13 protein-coding genes are annotated in these 13,092 nt (G+C 44.9%); 2 read left to right on the top strand and 11 right to left on the bottom strand.

Annotated features, from left to right (window positions below):
• Positions 1–50 precede the first annotated feature (50 nt).
• The 4 genes from LIQ05_RS04085 to LIQ05_RS04070 all read right to left on the bottom strand — a co-directional run bounded on the left by LIQ05_RS04085 (position 51) and on the right by LIQ05_RS04070 (position 3,321).
• The gene (locus tag LIQ05_RS04085) at positions 51–791 is read right to left on the bottom strand and encodes a hypothetical protein (protein ID WP_226818841.1); all 741 of its coding nucleotides are present in this window, start codon (positions 789–791) and stop codon (positions 51–53) included.
• Entirely contained in the window at positions 785–1,495 is a 711-nt protein-coding gene (locus LIQ05_RS04080; RefSeq protein WP_226818839.1) for an ABC transporter ATP-binding protein, read from the bottom strand. The genes LIQ05_RS04085 and LIQ05_RS04080 overlap by 7 nt, the downstream gene beginning before the upstream one ends.
• 17 nt (positions 1,496–1,512) lie before the next feature.
• Positions 1,513–1,869, bottom strand: coding sequence for a GntR family transcriptional regulator (locus tag LIQ05_RS04075; protein ID WP_226818837.1), 357 nt, complete (start codon positions 1,867–1,869; stop codon positions 1,513–1,515).
• Positions 1,870–2,085: 216 nt separating this feature from the next.
• A complete protein-coding gene (locus tag LIQ05_RS04070; RefSeq protein WP_226818835.1) occupies positions 2,086–3,321 on the bottom strand; it encodes a DNA polymerase Y family protein in 1,236 nt (411 codons plus the stop codon).
• 217 nt (positions 3,322–3,538) lie between these two features.
• Between LIQ05_RS04070 and LIQ05_RS04065 the strand changes: the two genes are divergently transcribed.
• Complete coding sequence (locus tag LIQ05_RS04065; RefSeq protein WP_226818833.1) at positions 3,539–4,762, top strand: dicarboxylate/amino acid:cation symporter; 1,224 nt, start codon at positions 3,539–3,541, stop codon at positions 4,760–4,762.
• Between the two features lie 107 nt (positions 4,763–4,869).
• On the opposite strand, the gene LIQ05_RS04060 is transcribed toward LIQ05_RS04065, so the two are convergent.
• Positions 4,870–6,105, bottom strand: coding sequence for a galactokinase (locus LIQ05_RS04060; protein WP_226818832.1), 1,236 nt, complete (start codon positions 6,103–6,105; stop codon positions 4,870–4,872).
• Positions 6,106–6,409: 304 nt separating this feature from the next.
• Here LIQ05_RS04060 and LIQ05_RS04055 point away from each other — a divergent pair, with 304 nt between their 5' ends.
• The gene (locus LIQ05_RS04055; protein ID WP_226818830.1) at positions 6,410–7,288 is read left to right on the top strand and encodes an AraC family transcriptional regulator; all 879 of its coding nucleotides are present in this window, start codon (positions 6,410–6,412) and stop codon (positions 7,286–7,288) included.
• A gap of 86 nt (positions 7,289–7,374) precedes the next feature.
• Here LIQ05_RS04055 and LIQ05_RS04050 read toward each other — a convergent pair whose 3' ends face one another.
• The 6 genes from LIQ05_RS04050 to LIQ05_RS04025 all read right to left on the bottom strand — a co-directional run bounded on the left by LIQ05_RS04050 (position 7,375) and on the right by LIQ05_RS04025 (position 12,887).
• A complete protein-coding gene (locus LIQ05_RS04050) occupies positions 7,375–7,530 on the bottom strand; it encodes a response regulator (RefSeq protein ID WP_226818828.1) in 156 nt (51 codons plus the stop codon).
• Positions 7,531–7,616: 86 nt separating this feature from the next.
• Positions 7,617–7,766, bottom strand: coding sequence for a hypothetical protein (locus LIQ05_RS04045; protein ID WP_226818826.1), 150 nt, complete (start codon positions 7,764–7,766; stop codon positions 7,617–7,619).
• Positions 7,767–8,121: 355 nt separating this feature from the next.
• Complete coding sequence (locus LIQ05_RS04040; RefSeq protein WP_226818824.1) at positions 8,122–9,396, bottom strand: hypothetical protein; 1,275 nt, start codon at positions 9,394–9,396, stop codon at positions 8,122–8,124.
• A gap of 196 nt (positions 9,397–9,592) precedes the next feature.
• The gene (locus LIQ05_RS04035; protein WP_226818822.1) at positions 9,593–10,072 is read right to left on the bottom strand and encodes a hypothetical protein; all 480 of its coding nucleotides are present in this window, start codon (positions 10,070–10,072) and stop codon (positions 9,593–9,595) included.
• A complete protein-coding gene (locus tag LIQ05_RS04030; protein WP_226818820.1) occupies positions 10,060–11,064 on the bottom strand; it encodes a hypothetical protein in 1,005 nt (334 codons plus the stop codon). Before LIQ05_RS04030 ends, LIQ05_RS04035 begins: the two co-directional genes overlap by 13 nt.
• Positions 11,065–11,153: 89 nt before the next feature.
• Positions 11,154–12,887: a hypothetical protein gene (locus LIQ05_RS04025; protein ID WP_226818818.1), complete on the bottom strand. Its 1,734-nt coding sequence runs from the start codon at positions 12,885–12,887 to the stop codon at positions 11,154–11,156.
• Positions 12,888–13,092 lie beyond the last annotated feature (205 nt).

Below are 13,092 nucleotides of genomic sequence, written 5' to 3'. Positions count from 1 at the left end.
ATTCTATCACACCCCTCTTCACTCTGCAATCATAAATATACCATTAAGCTTTATACGCTCAGCTTCTTCTCCATGATCCAGCCGCTAATCAGGTACAGTACTGCTGCAATGGCAAATGCGGCTGCGATATATATAACGAAAGTAAGTTCTGTGCTTTGCAGAACCGGAATCAGATCCAATGCCTTTCCAATAATAGCGGAGATTACCATGAAGATAAGGAAGCCTGCAATGATGCTGCCTTTTTTGCCGGCCAGGACACTGGCGGATAAGATCACGGACAGGTCAGCATTCACAATGTAAACGATCCAGCTTGCCAGCAGACCAAAGAAATAGAAGGCTGCTTCTGCAGGGGTAAAGGTAACGGACCAGTTTATTTCCATAAAGGAGCTTACCAGATTGATCATCTCTTTCAAGCCGCCAATATAAAGGGTTGCAACGGTAATGTCAAGGGCTGCCAGCAATGCGAAAAATACACCGGCCATTACGATGGAAATGCCGTTTTCCAGAATCTTGGCACCAAGGATTTCATAGCTGCTTTTTGGTGTAAGAAACAACATATAACTCTGTTTGGTATTCAGGTCACGATATAGGACATTCACGCTCTCTATTCCAATGTAAATAACACCAAATACTGCACACATGAACAGGAATACAATTCCGATTGCCAGAAGATTATCCTTTTTCAAAAACACACCTAACAAAAATGCAAGTTCCGCAACGGCAGTGATCACCAGCAGAACCAGCTTGGAAAACGCTGTTTTCCGAAGCTCGTATTTCATCAACTTTAACATACTTCTTCTCCTCCATGTCCATAGATTTCACGGTACAGATCCACTACGGATTTATGCTCGTCAATCCGAAGCTCCTCTACCATACACTGCTTAGCCAATATGCCATCCTTCATAAAAATGGCCGCATCTGCTACTCGTTCCAGTTCGTCTACAAGATGACTGGAAACCACCAGTGTCACATCTGGATCTATGGCTTCCAGAATGCTCTTCATGATCTGGTCTCTTGCCAGAAGATCAATGCCGTTCAGGGGTTCGTCAAGTAAATACAGCCTGGCGCCTCTTGCCATGGTAACTGCGATCTTCAGCTTGGCCATCATACCAGAGGACAGCTTCTTCGCCTTCATATCCTCTGTAAGCTCCATACGGGAAATCATCTGTCTATATTTCTCCATGGAAAAATCTTCAAAAAAGTCCTCATAATATTTTCCCACATCCGCAACGGACATCCAGCTGTAGAAGTAGGGCTCTGTGGACATATAGGCAATTTCTTTCCGGCTCTCTTTGCCGATGGGGTTTCCCTGATACAGGATCTCACCGCTGGTTGGCTTCACAAGTCCTGCCACCATTTTCATCCAGGTGGTCTTGCCGCTTCCGTTGGGACCAAGCATAGCGTATACAAGTCCTGGCTCCAACTGTAAGGATACCTGATTCACAGCAGTCTTACTGCCGTATTTCTTCGTTGCTTCTCTGCTCTCTAAGATCATTTTCATACACTCCTCGTCTATTTCGACTGTTTTTCCTCCAGAAGGCCGATCGTCTCGGCTCTGGAAAAACCAAGCTGCTCCATTCCTTCCAGAAATTCTCGGATCAGGGTCCCCGCCATCTCTTCTTTTAGCTGCCGGACCTTCCCTGGATCTTCTGTTACGAAAGTTCCCATCCCGCGTCTGGTAAAGCAGACGCCTTCCATCTCCAATTCTTTATATACGCGGCTGACTGTATTGGGATTAATGGTGTACGCAACTGCCAGCTCACGCACCGATGGAAGCTTCACACCCGGAGACAGCTTACCTGTTACAATATCCCGTTTAATGGAATTTGCTGCCTGGAGATAAATAGGCAGCGATGAATTATATTCCATGGCGTCCTCCTTTCTTGTATCGCTGTCATAGGTAGATAGTACACTAGTGATGCGTGTTTGTCAAGAGGTGCTTTAATAAAATTTATAGAACAAGGGCATTGTCCTCTTCTTCCTGCAAAGAAGCAAACAATGCCCTTGTTTCTATACGATTTTATTTTCCATATTTTCTATCTGATATCCAGTAAACCAGAGCTTTTTGTCTTACGTCATATCCGCCTATCGTTCATTCTCCATTTGTGCCTTGGCTTTCCGCCCGATTCCGGCATTGCTGTTCATAATGCTGGCGCGGGTGATCGTGTCGTTTCCAAATTTCATACGGATAGCGTCCAGGGTGGCATCCAGCTTCTGGCGCTGTTCTTTTTTGGCACTGTCCTCAAACAAAGACATCTGTTCGAACCCATCCTCCGTAAGTCCTGTGAGGGCCACACCGATCAGCCGCAGTGGCTGTCCCTTCCAGAACTCTTGGAACAGCTTTCTGGCATTTGCGTAGATCTCATCGGTGACATCTATGGCATTTCCAAGCTTCATCTGGTGGGAACGGTTCTTAAAATCCAGGGTTCGGAAAGTAACGGAAATGCAGGTACATTTCTTCCCCTTCCGTCTCATTCTGGTGGCGACCACATCGCATTGCTCCAGCAAAATCAGCTGGATCTGTTCCATGGATACAATATCATCATTAAAAGTTTTTTCTACACTAAAGCCCTTGCTCTCCTCCGGCACTTCCAGCACAGGAGACTCGTCGATGCCTCTGGCGTACTGATAAAGCTGGTGTCCGTTTTTTTCACCAAGAAGGGTCTGGATGGTGGACTCCTTTTCACGGGCCAGTTCTCCTATCGTGCGGATTCCGAAATCTACCAGCTTCTTTTCCGAAGCCTTTCCCAGAAATAACAGGTCTCTTATAGGAAGAGGCCACATTTTCGCCGGGATTTCTTTCGGAAAAAGGGTATGCACTTTATTTGGCTTCTCAAAATCTGACGCCATTTTTGCCAGCAGCTTATTGGTGGAGATTCCTACGTTTACTGTAAATCCAAGCTCCTGATAAATCCTGTCCTTTATCTCACAGGCTGTGGCGATAGGATCTGGATAGATCAGGGAAGTGCCTGTCATATCCAGAAACACCTCATCAATGGAAAAGGATTCCATTGCAGGAGCATAGGACTTACAGATTGCTTTAAACGCCTGGGAATTCCTGGTATAAAGTTGAAAATCACTGGGAACCACAACCAGACCTGGGCATTTCCGAAGGGCCATAGCCACAGGCTCACCAGTCTGTACTCCGTATTTCTTTGCCGGAATGGATTTGGCAACTACAATCCCGGTACGGCTCTTCGGGTCACCGCCCACTGCGGAAGGAATTGTCCGCAGATCCGGCTCTCCATTTTTTACTCTGCGTGCTGCTTCCCAGGAGAGGAAGGCGCTGTTTACATCTACATGAAAGATCAGCCTTTCCATATGTTTCACCTCCATTTCAAACCCAGAAGCTTCCAGCTGTAAGATTCCGGCAATTCTGTTAAATTCAGTATATCACGCATATAGGAAATAAGTCCAGATTCTTCTTGTTCTTTTAGGTAAGCATGCATATTTTTCCTTAATAAAGTAATACTTTCGTAACTTTTATTTCTGCAAAATGTGGTAAAATACTACAATATTCGTTTTTAGGAGGAAATAAATGAAAACTTTCTATTCGTGGTATAAAAAACATATCACATCCGCAATTTTCATCGGACTGATCCTTGGTATTCTCACCGGGCTCTTTCTGGCTGGACGGTATGAGCCAGTGCTTACTATAACCAATCTCATCGGAAGCATTTACATGAATGCATTGAACATGATGATCTTTCCACTGGTATTCTGTTCCATTGTAATGGGTATCACCAGTATTGGAAATGCCCGTACTACCGGTAAGATCACCGCAGGCGCCATGATTTTCTTCCTGTGCACCACCGCACTTGCCAGCCTTGCAGGCCTGATCATCCCAAGACTGATCAACCTTGGAAAAAATGTAAAGTTCGAAATGGCTACATCCGATATCCAGGCAACTGAGATGACCAGCATTCTGGATACCATCAAGAACCTGATTCCATCCAACCCAGTTGCCGCTTTTGCCAACGGAAATATGCTTCAGGTACTTGTATTCGCAGTGATCGTAGGTTTCACCCTAATCGCCATCGGGGAAAAGGGTGCCGCACTTCTGAATGTGATCGACTCCTGCAACGAGGTATGTCTGAAAGTCATCAGCACAGTAATGTACTTCACCCCAATCGGTGTCTTCTGTACCATCGTTCCAGTTGTAGAAGCAAATGGTACAGAGACCATTATCTCGCTGGCTACACAGCTGATCATTCTGTATGTGGCATTCTTCGGATTTGCTCTCATTGTATACGGCAGTGCAGTGAAATTTATCGGAAAAGAAAGCCCCATCAAATTTATCAGGGCCATGCTTCCTGCAGCCCTGAATGCATTTGGAACCTGCTCCAGTTCTGCTACCATTCCCATCAGCAAGCAGTGTATGGAAGAAGAAATGGGTGTATCCAACAAGATCACAAGTATTGCCATTCCTCTTGGTGCTACCGTAAACATGGATGCAGTTTCCATTCTGATGTCCTTTATGATCATGTTCTTTGCCAATGCCTGTGGAATTAACGTGAGCATTTCCATGATGCTCATAATCCTTCTGGCAAATGTACTTCTGTCCGTAGGAACTCCTGGAATCCCAGGCGGTGCCATTGCTTCCTTCGCAGCATTGGCTACTATGGCTGGTCTTCCGGCAGGTGTTATGGGCGTATACATAAGTATCAATACCCTTTGCGATATGGGTGCTACCTGTGTCAATGTTATTGGGGATATGGCTGGATGTGTAGTATTGAAAGAGAAAATCAAGCTGGATGATTAACAAGCAAAAAAATCCCAGGCATTTCTGCCTGGGAATTTTTTTGCTTATTACATAATTTTTCTGAACAGTGCCTTCAGATCCTCAACGCTTGCATTTCAGACTTCTTCTCAGCCGATATGAGCAGCTCCAACTGCACGGATATCCATTGGATAAACGTTCTCTCTGCCAACATACTGGGAAATGTATTCTACATAATTCTCCATCTCATTTTCCGGGACAACTGCTGCAATAACACCTGCAAATCCGCCGCCGTGTACACGGCAGATACCGCCGCCGATCTTGTTCAGGAACAGCTGGGTAAGGGCAAGAACAAGCGGGATCTTCTGCTCATGGCAGTCTTTAATGCAGTAGCAGTTCTGAAGCAGCTCCCAGGAAGATCTTCCAGACTCATCCATCAGTTTCAGGAATTCCTCATAGTTTCCCTCTCCAATGGCCTTAGCTGAACGCTCTACGCGGGAGGTCTCTTCGAAGAAGTGGATAGAACGAAGAATTGCTCTGTCGTCCTTGATCTCGTTTACATGTGCCAGAAGGTTCTCAAGAGTGGTCTCGTGAAGAAGCTCTGCTCCAAGCACCTTAGCTGCGGCTTTCATCTCACCTGGGATCTCAGAATATTCCTGACTGAGATCTGCATGGCCTTTTCCTGTGTTTACGATCACCAGTCTGTGACCAAATTTTCCATAGGAGAAATCAAGTTTGCTGTATTTCAGGTCATTTCTGTCTGCAAAGTCGAAAAGAACCGGGCCGCCAACTGCACATGCCATCTGGTCCATCATTCCGGAAGCCTTGTCCCAGTAAACATTCTCCGCGTACTGACCGATCTTAGCATAGTCTGTGTAAGTCATCCTGCTGTCGTTAAAGAAGTAATCAATGATGACACAGATCAGCATTTCAAAGGATGCAGAGGAGCTTACTCCTGCTGCTGCGATCACGTTGGTACTTACATAGGCATCAAAGCCAGCTGTCTGAAAGCCATTCTTCTTCGCACCTTCCATCATACCTGCAACCAGGGCAAAGGTTCCCTTCGGATAATTGGCTCTGCTGATCTTGTCAAGATCAACTACGATCTCATCTCTGTAGCCTTCACTTGTAATGTGGATCACGTTGGTTCCATTTGGTGCTGCTGCACCGATGGTATCCAGATTGATACTTCCTGCAATTACCTTGCCGCCGTTGTGATCCACATGGTTTCCGATGATTTCTGTTCTTCCAGGGGAAGTAAAGAAATCTGCATGGTCATGCTTATAGATTTGGGCAAATTTGTCTGCAAGATTCTGGAAACGGGCTGCGCAGGCGCTGCTCTTTCCATAGATTTTCTCAAGGTTTGCTTTTTCTGGTAAATTCATGGCTAATCTCTCCTGTTTTGTTAATATTGTTATAATTTTACGTTCTGTATTCCAGAAGCTTCAGTGCATATTTTACGCTTCATCTGTGCTTATCTGGATCTCTCATCAAGTTAATTCCATTTTACATGCATTCCCTTTACATTACCTTAAATAACTTGCGAAAAACAAGTAATATATTGCGTTTTTATCTTTAATAGATGTATAATACAGGTAAATTTATGCGTTTTATTGTAATTCTCTATTTTTGAACATATGGAATCCTATACAGTTCACAGGATATAAAATTTTTCCCGGGAGGTTTGGCATGCAGATCATAACCAATCAGTTTCAAAAAGAATTAAAACAGCACGGCAATGAACAGTTTCCATTCCTGGTCAGCTACCAGAAACTATCGGAATATGAGTCCGGTTCCTTTATGTGGCACTGGCACCCGGAAATAGAGATTACTTATGTGCAAAAAGGCACCATGTGCTACAAGGTCAACCATATGGTTTACCACTTAAAAGAAGGTGATATTGTATTCAACAACTCCGGTGCTCTCCATTCTGGCACAATGGAAGATCAGAAGGACTGCTCCTACATTCCCGTAACCTTTGATCCCAGACTGATCTACGGATTTTTCCAAAGCACCATTAACAGCAAATATGTAGATCCTGTCCTTCAGGATTCCCTGCTCCCCGCCCTCTGTATCAACCAGAGCGAGCCATGGCATAGGCCCTTTCGCGAGTATCTTCTCCGTATTATTGATCTTGACAAGAAAAAACCAGATTTTTACGAGCTAGATATTACAATCTGCCTGCAATCCATGTGGCGGCTTCTTCTGGAGCACATTATTTACGAACCCCAGGCTTCCCGGGAAAACTCCCTGGAATACGACCGGATTAAGAAGATCCTGTCCTACATAGAGGAAAATTATCAAAATAAGATCACTTTAAATGACATTGCCAGACACATCCACCTGTGCGAAAGCGAATGTACCCGGCTTTTCAAGCGTCATATGAATACTACTCTGTTTGCCTTTCTGCAGGAATATCGGATTGAGCGAAGCCTGGAGTTATTGCAGGCTGGTGAGCCGATCAGCGCGGTAGCTGACAAGGCTGGATTTTCAGATCCGAATTATTATTCCAAAGTATTTGCAAGAATAAAGGGATGCAGTCCCCGGGAATACCGAAAGCATAGATAAACCATTCTCTCTATTTCAGCAAAAAAGCCTGGCAAACAGACATTACTCTATCTTCGGCCAGGCTTTTCATATTACAATATTACATATCATTTATACTTAATGATCTGTCCCAGCGTCTTAAGCAGCGCCTCCGCCATGATCGGCTTCGCCAGATGTCCGTTCATACCAGCTGCCCGTGACGCTTCCATATCCTCATCAAAGGCATTGGCGGAAACAGCGATCACTGGCACTTTGAAAGACATTTTTCCGTATTGCAGAACATTCAGAAAAATTATGTAACTATTTTCTCGGAAAAAGGATTGGCGGCTTTTATCCAAAATGGAATTCTTCAGGATTTACCGCCCCAATATGTTCCGCCTCTGGAACCTTCGGACGTAAAAATGATGTTAACAGAATTGTATAAAGAAACAGAAGACGGAACGATTACCAGTCTGATCGTCCGTCCCACTGTTTTACAGATTCCCGAATATTTATCCATTTATGCAACTTCCCAGACAGGGCTGCATCTGTACACTACGAACTCTTTTGTTTTTGGTGCTTATTCCAGTAATATCCATATTTCCGATATCTCCTTATGCAAGGTTTTCACTGACTTTTTTACAGGATTATCTGGCAGCCCTATGGTTTATTCGAAGGAAGAAACCCTCTGTCTATTAAAGCAGTACATTTCTTTAATACCATAATTTACATAGCAACCTACCATAGAACATGGGATTCTCCGCCTATGGCGGGGCGTCCCTGATAACTTCTCTTTTATAAAAAATTCCCGTCCAGATAACAGGAAAATCTGAACGGGAATTTTTTTTCTTGATTCGTATATCTCGCCTAAATGATCATAAAGCCAGGCTGAGGGAAGTGAGGATGGAGCAGATCCTATCCACATTGGCTGTGTACTGGGTTGCGGTTACGCAGAATACATAGTCCTTGTTGGTGGGATGGAAAAACATGATCGCGCTGCAGTCACCATCTTCCAGGCGGTAGGAAACACAGGGGATTCCGTTGATGGAAACCAGGTCATCAACCTGATAGCCGCCCTGACGGATCGCGGTTGCAAGATCATTGATGGTCTCGGCGCCGTCACTGTAAGCCCATACTACTGAAACCGCCGGTGCTGTGTCTGCACCGGAGGCATCTCCAGCCAGGTAAAGAACGCCTTGGTTTACCTGATCCTCTGTCAATTCATAGATGTTCCATGCGCTTGGCAGATATAACTGGAAACCATCTTCGAAAGGCACCCAGGTTCCTTCATAATTCGCCTTATCCTGGGAAAAAGTAATGGAACTGTATCCAGCGCTGCTGTCTGAAACATCAGAATCTTCTGTGCCAGAAGTGGTTCCACCTGCACTTCCCCCAGCTGTCCCACTGTTGTCCCCTACCGTTCCGCCTGCAATATTGGAGTCGCCGGAGCCCTGCTCTTCTACAATGTCCCCAACGGTATCTTCAATATTGTCTACTGTCGCCTGGGCATCCGGAACTACGGAACGGGTGCTGTCTACATGCTTGGCATAATCACTGTCCCCGCCAGCCAAATACGCAAAGCTTCCTGCGACTTCTTCCAGATTGCTTCCTACATACAGAGAAAGCTCTGGAATCTCTTTTGCACCAAACATATAGGTTCTGCCATTTTCCGGAAGAAACAGTCGGCTGTCACGCACTGTATAACCGCTTACGCTGTATGAATACTGAATGTAGGTATATTCCCGGTCCCCCACAGTTACTGCCGCTTCTGGAGACATCACCTGGAGATCCTCATAGGATTCCGTCATATACTGGGTAAACTGACTGGCAAAATCCTCCGCCACCATATCGTAATAGCCTACGATCACGTAAGGGATACAATCCGTCTCCTGTGTATAAATATAAACAAAGCCATCAACCTGCTGGATTGCCACATAATCTGATGGCGCAACCGAAATCCCAAGGTCATCTAACGCCACTACATCTGAGGAATAAGAGACACCAGCTACCGATGCTGCGATCTGGTTGGCTTCCTCGCCCAGTTCTCCTAATTTTATTTCGGCCTTGACCGGAATGATACTACCAAAGAGCAGGCTGGTAGCAAGAACTGTGGAAAGCAGATATTTCTTTTTCTCATTCATCTTTTTCATATTTCAGGTAATCCTCCCTTTTCATATTTCTATTACACGTTTATGCTCAGACCAAAATAATCTTAGGCGACTAAATTGGAGCAAAGCATACCACAAAATCAATTGCTAATTTGGATACAGCTGGGTAGAGCCCCCTGGCTGGTCAAAGCTGCTGTCACTGACGTATACATTTCCGTCCGTTCCCTCATACACATAATCATAAATTTTCCAAGGTAAGATCCCCATACCGCTGTTTATAGGTAAGATAAGTATATCCATACTCATCCTGCTCCCCATATACAGCGAAAAACTCAGAACCCTTGGACAACCCCAGAAGATCTGCAATTCCCATCAAAGATTCCACGCCTTTTTCCGTATCGGTTACTTTCTCATCGAAAAATCTTCCCCGAAGAAAGGAAACATAACCCTGGTCATTATATAAAAACGCTGCATTTCCCTGGTTCATCTGGTAAATATCCGCTTCGTTCAGCTGCGGTACTTCATTATAATTCTCTTCACCAGAGGGATTCACCTCCCCGCCATCTCCAACGTTTCCCTGGTTGGAATCCTCTTCCTGGTTTTGCCTTTCCCAGGCTTCAACAAGAGATTCCCCAGCCCAGACTGCCTCCGCACTGATGCTGCACAAAAACGCTGCGCAAACAATTCCTGGAAGCAGCCGGGAAATTACTCTGCCCATTTTACAGAATGCAGGATACTTAATGCGCTTTCATCTTCTGCCACATTTTCTCCTGTCAGATAAACCAGTTCCATAACCGAGTCCGTTTTATCCATAAATACAATTCCATATTCGTCCTCTGCCGAAATATATGCACAGGAAATCCCATTGATCAGCTCTGTTTTTTCGATGGTATAGCCCTGCTCTTTAATCTGGTCCTTTGCCGCATCAAAAAGGCTGTCATAATTTTCCTCTGCCAATGCTGCCTGTATTTCTTTCTCTGTATAATCCTCTCTCAGATCCAGAGAAGTTACAACCAGAACAATCTTTTCGTCTCCCGAAAGAGCTGCATAATAGGTCTCATCTTCCTGATCAGAATCTGATAACTCTGCACCGGTCCAGTCTGCTGGAAGATAAAGCTCAAATCCCTCTTTCATCTTCACCCATTCCCCATCATCACTTGTCTGGGAAATGGAAAAATCAGAAGGCTCAGAAGAGGCCACAGGAACCTTTTCCCCCTCTGCAAGCATATAGGCATGCTGCTTCACGTAATCGATTTCGGCGTTCATCTGCTGGAATTCATGTGCCACGCTCTCATCTTCTGTATACGCCTGGAAATCAGTTGGAAAAACCATAAAATAATTCATCACGGACTCTTCACTGAATCCTATATAAGTAAAATCCGGCAGCTCTGAAAAATCATGATTGACCGAACAGGACAGGGTAAAAAGTTTTCCTCCTTCTTCCCCGTATTTTTCCTGCCATTTTTCGTGGCTGGCCTTATGATAAAAAGTGGCGGAGATTCCATCTGTTACAATGTCAATTTTCCCCTTCCAATCAGCCGGAAGCACAACGGCCACTTCTTCAAAATAATAGATCAGGGAACCGTCGGACTGTATATTATCGGTATACACCATAAGATCAGAAATATTGTCCGCACCATAAACAGGAGCGGCCAGGAGAAGAGCTCCTACACCGACTGCTGCAGCTGTCTTTCTCAATATTTTTCTCATATTTTCATGCCTCCTTTAATTCTTACCTTTTTACTGTTTTCTCCATGCAGGGCGCTATTCCGATGACATTTTGCCCCAAATGGGACGGGTTACGTTTCATCCTGAATGGGAAGGATCACATTCTCCAATGCATAACTAAGTTTAGGGTGATGGATCACAAAATGGATAGATGGGGCTTTGTTTTTGGATACCATGCACCATTTTTCTTCATGACAGGTAATCTGGATGTTGTGAAAGCTTTTCACTCTGGTGAGGCGGAAATTGTAATGCTCCTGCCGGGATGCATACTCCTTCGCAGCTGCGATGCAGTCTTTATATTCCTGAAAAGTAAGCACAATATCCCGCTCAAGGAAACACTCTGCCACAGGCAGCGCCACTGGATATCTCTCATATTCTATGCTGGTAACCTCTGACAATTCATCCGTTACTGCACTATGGGCAAAAATATGTTCCATCCGGCTCTTTTCGGCTTTCTGGGCTTCCAGGATCCGGGTGCACATGCTTTCCCCAATCTGATTATTGTACAGGATCTCTTTTAGCAGCTCTTCCGGAATTACAAACAACGGCGGGGCTGCCAGGATTCTTCTTCGCCTGCCCTCAATCCTGCTGTCTTTTCCCAGGAACTCATAAAGCTGCTCTTTTTTCTCCTCCCGGTAAATATCCATAAGCGGACTTGCCTTTTTCAAAAGGTATTCCGTGTTCTTTCTGCAGCGCTCTACCTCTTCTTTATGACTGGTCAGATAATAGTGTGCATTTTCGTGATGTCCGCTGATACAATCCCCGGTCATGGCTGCCTGGCCAGAGCTGTAATGCAGATGGGAGTAAACTTTATTCTGAATGCCTTTCAGATAATAAGGGGAAATCTGCCCGGTCATATAAAGGGGGATCCAGTTTTCCAGCCCCAGCATCATATCCTTCATAGGACGCTCTACCTCATGGATAATATGAATGTGGAGCCCTTTTTTTAACACCATTGCAAGGCCAAACATATATTTCCTGGCAAATTCTTCGTCCTGGGCCATATCCTCTACCGTCATGTCACTGCAGAGGTGCAAAGGCTCCATGGATTTTGACAACACGGTATGTTTGAGGAAATCCAGTTCTCCCTCCCGCATTTCCTTCAGTCCGTAATAATGTCTGGATACAGGCAGCTGGAAAGGCACTTTCGGGATTTTAAAGCTGTCAAAATGAATGGCCCGGATATAATCATCCAGGTTAAATTCATCCATCTTCTGCAGAAAACTGGAAATGTAATCTGTTTTCTCAAAATTCGCCAGACAAAGCCAGTTCTGCAAGGTCTGAAAATACGTCTCCTGATTCTCCAGCTGTTCTGCCGTACCCCCTGTCAGGGCTGCTGCTTTTTTTAGTTCTTCCGCTCCAATGCAGTTTCTTACAACATAGCCGCACACGTTTTCTGCAAATGCAGCAGGATCGGAAGGAGCCCTTTTTCCTGTACGGATCTTCGATATGTAGGAAGCATCGTAATGCAAGGCTGCTGCCATTTTGGATACATTGATCTCCAGTTCTTTTAACAGCAGGTCGAATTTCTCATAGTAAAAAATCTCTGCATTTTCCTTAGGAAGATGTTCCAGAAGGGTTTGATATACATCCTCTTCTTTTATCTCTGGCTTTCCCTTTTCCAGGGCGGTCTTTGCAATTCCGGCGGACAGCTTTTTCAGATATTCACTGTCTGCTGCCGGGACGCGTTCTCCCTTCCGGTAGCGGCTGATAATGGTTTCTGAGATGCCGCTGTTTGCTGCCAGCTCCTTGCCGCTGCAGCGCAGCTCTTCTATATATGAGTTTAAACAGTCCTGAAATGTCAATGAATTCCCACCTCTTTTCCCAATTTATTTTCTATTCCAAATATATTTCCTCTTCAGAAGTCCCTCCCCTGGTATCACTGGAGCATGTTTGAGAAAAGGCTCCAGTGCACCTGACCGGCTTCTATATTTAGTATACCCTATAATTCGACCGGATAAAACAAATTGCCACATTTGTCTATGACAAACATGGCAATTTTACTGTCAC

The sequence above is a fragment of the Blautia glucerasea genome, from assembly GCF_020537505.1.
In the GTDB taxonomy this organism is placed as follows: Bacteria; Bacillota; Clostridia; order Lachnospirales; family Lachnospiraceae; genus Blautia_A.
The sequence above is the reverse complement of the archived record's forward strand: the minus strand, read 5'-3'. Positions and strand labels throughout refer to the sequence as shown.